This window comes from Streptomyces sp. WELS2, from assembly GCF_013870595.1.
Lineage (GTDB): Bacteria > Actinomycetota > Actinomycetes > Streptomycetales > Streptomycetaceae > Streptomyces.
The window spans coordinates 1-4,865 of sequence record NZ_JACBWZ010000473.1; the positions used below are offsets into that span (position 1 = coordinate 1).

At 71.1% G+C, this 4,865-nt stretch carries 1 protein-coding gene; it reads right to left on the reverse strand.

Features of this window, described 5'->3' with window-relative positions; all coding sequences use genetic code 11:
- Positions 1 to 136: 136 nt before the first annotated feature.
- Positions 137 to 4,414: a HAMP domain-containing protein gene (locus H5J33_RS23505; protein WP_181796889.1), complete on the reverse strand. Its 4,278-nt coding sequence runs from the start codon at positions 4,412 to 4,414 to the stop codon at positions 137 to 139.
- Positions 4,415 to 4,865: the final 451 nt, after the last annotated feature.

The window sequence follows — 4,865 nt, forward strand, 5'->3', positions numbered from 1 at the left end:
CGGCGCCGGATCGCCGGCGGCCGGCCGTCCGGCGGGCGCGGACGGTTCCGCGCCCGCAGCGGCGCCCTCGGGCTCGTATGACTGCTCGGTCGTGCTCACGACAGTGCTGCTCCTCGGCCGGAGCGCGCTCGGGCGCTCACGTGGACAGCCAGCGCCGGACGCAGGCCATGAGGTCGTGGGTGTCGACGGGCTTGGTGACGTAGTCGCTCGCACCCGAGGCCAGGGACTTCTCCCGGTCGCCGGGCATCGCCTTGGCGGTGACGGCGATGATCGGCAGGTCGGCGTACTGCGGCAGCTTGCGGATCTCGGCGGTGGCCGTGTAACCGTCCATCTCCGGCATCATCACGTCCATCAGCACCATCGCGATGTCCGGGTGGGCCAGCAGCGTGTCGATGCCCTTGCGCCCGTTCTCCGCGTGCAGCACCCGGAACCCGTACATCTCCAGGATCCCGCTCAGCGCGAACAGGTTGCGCGCGTCGTCGTCGACGACCAGGACCGTACGGCCCCGGAAGCTGTCGTCGACCGGCGGGGCGAGGTCCTGCCGGTCCTCGGCCCGCACCAGGGACAGCACGTCCCCGGGCTCCTCGGCCGACAGGTGCAGCGCGACGCGCTCGCGCAGCTCGTCCAGGCTGGACAGGAACTCCAGCGCCCCGTCGTCCCGGTGCGAGCGCAGCGCCTCGTCCCGGGCCTCCTCCGGCCGCCGGCCGCTGTGGACCAGCACCGGTACGCCAGCCAGCCCCGAGTCGCCCTGCAAGGCCCGCAGGAACCGGCCCGCCTCCCCGTCGGGCATGTCCAGGTCCAGCACGACGCAGTGGCACGGCTCGGCGGCCAGTGCGCCCGCCGCCTCCTGCGCCCCCACGGCGGTGATGACCTCCACGGCGGGCAGCGGGGAGCCGTCGTCCGGACTGTGCCGGGCCACTTCCGCGACCACGCTCTCGGCGACCAGCGTCAGCAGCCCGCGCGGCCGCTCCTCCACCACGAGCAGCCGGCGCGGCCGCTGCCGGGCGGGGGAGGACTGCGGTACGGCGATGTCCGGGGCGGCCGTGGCCGCCGGGTTCAGCTCGGCCGCTTCCCTCGGCACGAGCCGGCCGCTGCCGAGCAGCTGCTCGAAGTCCGGGCGGGCCACCGGGAGATACAGCGTGAAGGTGCTGCCCCGGCCGGGAGTGCTGTCCACCGCGACGGCGCCGCCGAGCAGATGCGCGATCTCCCGGGTGATCGACAGACCGAGGCCGGTCCCGCCGTACTTGCGGCTCGTGGTGCCGTCCGCCTGCTGGAAGGCCCCGAAGATCGTCTCCAGGTGCTGCTCCGGGATGCCGATGCCGGTGTCCCGCACCCGGAACGCCACGACGGCACCGCCCCGCACGACACCCTCCGGGACCTCCCCGTCCGCCGCCGGCTCGATGACCAGCTCGACGCCGCCCTGCTCGGTGAACTTCACCGCGTTGGAGAGCAGGTTGCGCAGGATCTGCCGCAGCCGGGAGTCGTCGGTCAGCAGGTCGGCGGGCGCGCCCGGCGCGGTCCTGACGGCGAACTCCAGTCCCTTCTGGGACGTCATCGGCCGGAAGGTGGCCTCCACGTAGTCGATCAGCTGGCGCAGCGGCACCCGCTCCGGGGTGACGTCCATCTTGCCGGCCTCGACCTTCGACAGGTCGAGGATGTCGTTGATCAGCTGGAGCAGGTCGCTGCCCGCCGAGTGGATGATCCCGGCGTACTCGACCTGCTTCGGGGTCAGGTTGCGCGACGGGTTCTGGGCCAGCAACTGGGCCAGGATCAGCAGGCTGTTCAGCGGGGTGCGCAGCTCGTGGCTCATGTTGGCCAGGAACTCCGACTTGTACTTCGAGGCCAGCGACAACTGCTGGGCGCGGGCCTCCAGTTCCTGCCGGGCCTGCTCGATCTGCAGGTTCTTCGCCTCGATGTCGCGGTTCTGCGAGGCGAGCAGGGTGGCCTTCTCCTCCAGCTCGGCGTTGGAGCGCTGCAGTTCCTCCTGCTGGGACTGCAACTCGGCCGAGCGGGCCTGGAGTTCGGCGGTCAGCCGCTGCGACTCCTCCAGCAGCTCGTCGGTGCGGGCGTTCGCCACGATCGTGTTGAGGTTCACGCCGAGCGTCTCGCGCAGCTGCTCCAGGAAGTCCCGGTGGATCGGGGTGAAGGAGGTGACCGACGCCAGCTCGATGACACCGAGGACCTGGTCCTCGAACAGGATCGGCAGCAGGATCAGCGCGGTCGGGACGGTCTGGCCGAGCCCGGACGAGATGGTGACGTAGTCCGGCGGCAGCGCGTCGACGGTGATGGTGCGGCGGCTGCGGGCGGCCTGGCCGACCAGCGAGCGCCCCACGGGGAAGCGGTCGGGCCGCCGGTCGTCGTCGGGCCTGCCGTACGAGCCGACGAGCCGCAGCTCCGGGCCGCTCTCGCCGTCCTCGGAGAGGTAGAAGGCGCCGTACTGGGCCGCCACCAGCGGCGTCAGCTCCTCCATGATCAGCTCGGCCACCACCGGCAGCTCCCGGTGGCCCTGCATCAGGCCGGAGATGCGCGCCAGGTTGGTCTTCAGCCAGTCCTGCTCCTGGTTGGCCCGGGTGGTCTCGCGCAGCGACTCCACCATGGAGTTGATGTTGTCCTTGAGCTCGGCGACCTCCCCGGAGGCCTCCACGGTGATCGAGCGGGTCAGGTCGCCCTCGGCCACGGCGCTGGCGACCGCGCCGATCGCCCGTACCTGACGGGTCAGGTTGCCGGCCAGCTCGTTGACGTTCTCCGTGAGCCGCTTCCAGGTGCCCGAGACACCCTCCACCTCGGCCTGGCCGCCGAGGCGTCCCTCGGTGCCGACCTCGCGGGCGACGCGGGTGACCTCGTCGGCGAACGCGGAGAGCTGGTCCACCATCGTGTTGATGGTCGTCTTCAGCTCGAGGATCTCGCCCCGCGCGTCCACGTCGATCTTCTTCGACAGGTCACCGCGGGCCACCGCCGTCGTCACCAGCGCGATGTTGCGCACCTGGCCGGTCAGGTTGTTCGCCATGGAGTTGACGTTGTCGGTGAGGTCCTTCCAGGTGCCCGCCACGTTCGGCACATGGGCCTGGCCGCCGAGGCGTCCCTCGGTGCCGACCTCGCGGGCGACGCGGGTGACCTCGTCGGCGAACGCGGACAGCGTGTCGACCATCGTGTTGATGACGTCCGCCAGCGCTGCGACCTCGCCCTTGGCCTCGACCGTGATCTTGCGGGACAGGTCGCCGCGGGCGACGGCGGTGGCGACCTGGGCGATGGAGCGCACCTGACCGGTCAGGTTCGACGCCATCACGTTCACGTTGTCGGTGAGGGCCTTCCAGGTGCCCGAGACGCCCTTGACGTCGGCCTGGCCGCCGAGGCGTCCTTCGGTGCCGACCTCGCGGGCGACGCGGGTGACCTCGTCGGCGAAGGCGGAGAGCTGGTCGACCATCGTGTTGATGGTGTTCTTCAGTTCGAGGATCTCGCCGCGGGCGTCGACGGTGATCTTCTGGGAGAGGTCGCCCTTGGCCACCGCGGTCGCCACCTGGGCGACGTTGCGGACCTGGCTGGTGAGGTTGCCGGCCATGAAGTTGACCGAGTCGGTCAGGTCCCGCCACGTGCCCTTGACGCCCTTGACGTCGGCCTGGCCGCCGAGGCGTCCTTCGGTGCCGACCTCGCGGGCGACGCGGGTGACCTCGTCGGCGAAGGCGGAGAGCTGGTCGACCATCGTGTTGATGGTGTTCTTCAGTTCGAGGATCTCGCCGCGGGCGTCGACGGTGATCTTCTGGGAGAGGTCGCCCTTGGCCACCGCCGTCGTCACCTGGGCGACGTTGCGGACCTGGCTGGTGAGGTTGCCGGCCATGAAGTTGACCGAGTCGGTCAGGTCCCGCCACACACCGGCGACCCCCGGCACCTTCGCCTGGCCGCCGAGGCGCCCCTCGGTGCCCACTTCGCGGGCGACGCGGGTGACCTCGTCGGCGAAGGCGGAGAGCTGGTCCACCATCGTGTTGACGGTGTTCTTCAGCTGGAGGATCTCGCCGCGCGCGGGCACGTCGATCTTCTGCGACAGGTCGCCCTTGGCCACCGCCGTGGCCACCTGGGCGATGTCGCGGACCTGGGTGGTGAGGTTCCCGGCCATGGCGTTGACCGAGTCGGTCAGGTCGGCCCAGGTCCCGGAGACCCCGGGCACCTCCGCCTGCCCCCCGAGCGTCCCCTCGGTGCCCACCTCCCGGGCCACCCGGGTCACTTCGGAGGTGAACACGGACAACTGGTCGACCATGCCGTTGAACACGGTCGCGATGTCACCCATGAGCCCATGGGCGTCTTCCGGAAGGCGTGTGCCGAAGTCGCCGTCCCGCACGGCTGTCAGGCCCGCCAGCAGCTGTCTCAGCTCCTGGTTGCCCGGCCCGGCGTCCACCGTCTCGGACTTGTCGCTGGTCATGCGCAACCTCGTCCCGCTCCCCACGGGCCCTCGGCGGTGAGGACCCGAAAACCCCGGCGGCCCGCAAGGGCCCCAACATGTGCATTTCCGCATTTCACGGATCTGCTCGATGAGAAATACGCCGCAGGCTAACCCGCTCGGACCCCGCCGCACAAAACCTCCCCCCGTCGTGCGTCCGCGACACGCCGCCCCGCGCGGCGAGCCGGACGGCGACGCCCCGGAGGACGTACAGACGTGTCCGAAGTCACAGGTGAGGGGAGAGGGATCCCGGGGTACCCGCAAGCGGGGTCAGTGCCGCGGACGGCGGCCCCAGGCGACAGCGACCACGAGGACAGGACGACCATGCCCACAGGTGCGCAGACCCGGCCGGTCCGTGAGCCGGCGGTGTCATGGCCGGTCCGAGGGGTCGAGGCGGCCTTCCGGCGGCTGGCCCGGCTGCGTGGGGCACCCG

Excerpts from the sequence above, each read along its gene's own strand:
- H5J33_RS23505 (WP_181796889.1), bottom strand. The coding sequence starts at position 4,414 with ATGACCAGCGACAAGTCCGAGACGGTGGACGCCGGGCCGGGCAACCAG.